This window comes from Parabacteroides sp. AF27-14, from assembly GCF_003635425.1.
GTDB classification, from domain to species: domain Bacteria; phylum Bacteroidota; class Bacteroidia; order Bacteroidales; family Tannerellaceae; genus Parabacteroides; species Parabacteroides distasonis.
The window spans coordinates 1-1,545 of record NZ_QTLZ01000064.1 but is presented as its reverse complement, the minus strand read 5'-3'; the positions used below and the strand labels follow the sequence as shown (position 1 = coordinate 1,545).

At 47.9% G+C, this 1,545-nt stretch carries 2 protein-coding genes; both read left to right on the top strand.

What is annotated here, in order from left to right:
- The first annotated feature begins 55 nt into the window (after positions 1-55).
- On the top strand, positions 56-433 hold the full coding sequence (locus DWY79_RS22390) for a transposase (RefSeq protein ID WP_005862367.1): 378 nt from the start codon (positions 56-58) through the stop codon (positions 431-433).
- Between the two features lie 26 nt (positions 434-459).
- Positions 460-1,422 carry an IS3 family transposase gene (locus tag DWY79_RS22385; RefSeq protein WP_009018803.1) on the top strand — a complete coding sequence of 321 codons (963 nt, stop codon included), beginning with the start codon at positions 460-462 and terminating at the stop codon, positions 1,420-1,422.
- The last annotated feature ends 123 nt before the right edge of the window (positions 1,423-1,545 follow it).

Below are 1,545 nucleotides of genomic sequence, written 5' to 3'. Positions count from 1 at the left end.
TGTCTTATGCTGATATAGGTAGACACATTCAATAACAATAAAATGTGTAATTATTATGCGCAAAAAACATGAGCATTACAGCGAAGAAGAGAAATTGCATCTTCTTCATTCTTATTATCAATCCGGCATGAGCAAAACCAGTTTTTGCAAACAACATGGTATTAGTGGGATAACTTTGTTAAATAAATGGCTGGCGAAGTATGAATCAGTGGTAAAAGAGGTATCTTTGGCTCCGTGTCAAGCCCCTACGGATATGAGCGATCGAAGCAAAGAGGATTACCATGATGAAAACGCGCGACTCAAGAAGCGTGTTAAGGAGTTGGAGAAGGCCCTTGCCTTCTCCCGGTTGGAAACCGAGGCCCGTGATTTAATGATCACGCGTGCGGAAGAGTATTTTAACATTCCCATCAGAAAAAAACCTGGGGCCAAATAGTAACGGAACTGGTCAGGCTTCGCAAGATGAAAGTAGCGCCAGCCTGCCGTCTGTTTGGCCATTGTCGTCAAGCCTATTACCAGTCCAAGGCTGACATAGGGAGCCATGTGAAGAATGAACGTCTCATGCTGGATACCGTACGTGAGATACGTGGCGAGGATCCCGGTATCGGTGGTTACAAGCTGTGGATCATGCTCACCGCCCTCTTCGGAGAGAGGTTCATGCCCGGTCGCGACAGCTTCTACACGCTGCTTCGTCGACACCGCCTGATGCTTCCTCCGCGCAAAGCCAGGGGCACAACCAATTCCAACCATCGTTACCATAAGTGGAAGAACTTGATAAAGGGCTTTGTCCCAACCTCTCCCAATCAACTGTGGGTTAGCGATATTACCTATATACCGCTTGCCGGCGGAGACGTCTGTTACCTGCATCTGGTCACGGATGCTTATTCCCATAAGATAGTGGGATGGGTACTGGCTGATAGCTTGCGTGCCTCAGCCACGCTTGAGGCGTTGCGGCAGGCCATAGACCAGGCCGTTGAGATGACAGGGAGTGAAAATCTGGAGGGCCTGATACACCACTCTGACCGTGGCGTGCAGTATTGTTGCGACGCGTACGTGGAGCGCCTTCGGCGGCATGGCATTGCCATCAGCATGACGGAAGACTACAAGCCCACGGACAATGCCGTGGCGGAACGTATCAATGGGATAATTAAAGTGGAACGCCTCTATAGGCAAGGGCTGTTCGAGACCATCGAGCGTGCCGCGAGCGTGATAGAGCGCTACATCTACTTCTACAACTACCGCCGACCGCACATGAGTGTCGGTTATAAAACCCCGGGCATAGTGCACGGGGAGAAGGAAACGCAAATAAAAATGTGGCGGAATAAAAGAAAACCCGTGAAAAGTAACGAGAAAGAGATGGATACGATAGCTTTGCAAAGCCGAACAACTAATCTCTCAGAAGGGCTCTGTTCGGCCCAGAGGTAATGTGTCTATGTTATCAGTATGAAGTTAAAAGAAGTGACTACTATATCAGTATTACTTTATAACTACTGTCTACTGATTACGTTTATAAACAAAAAAAGTGTCTAGATAAATCAGGAAAAGACA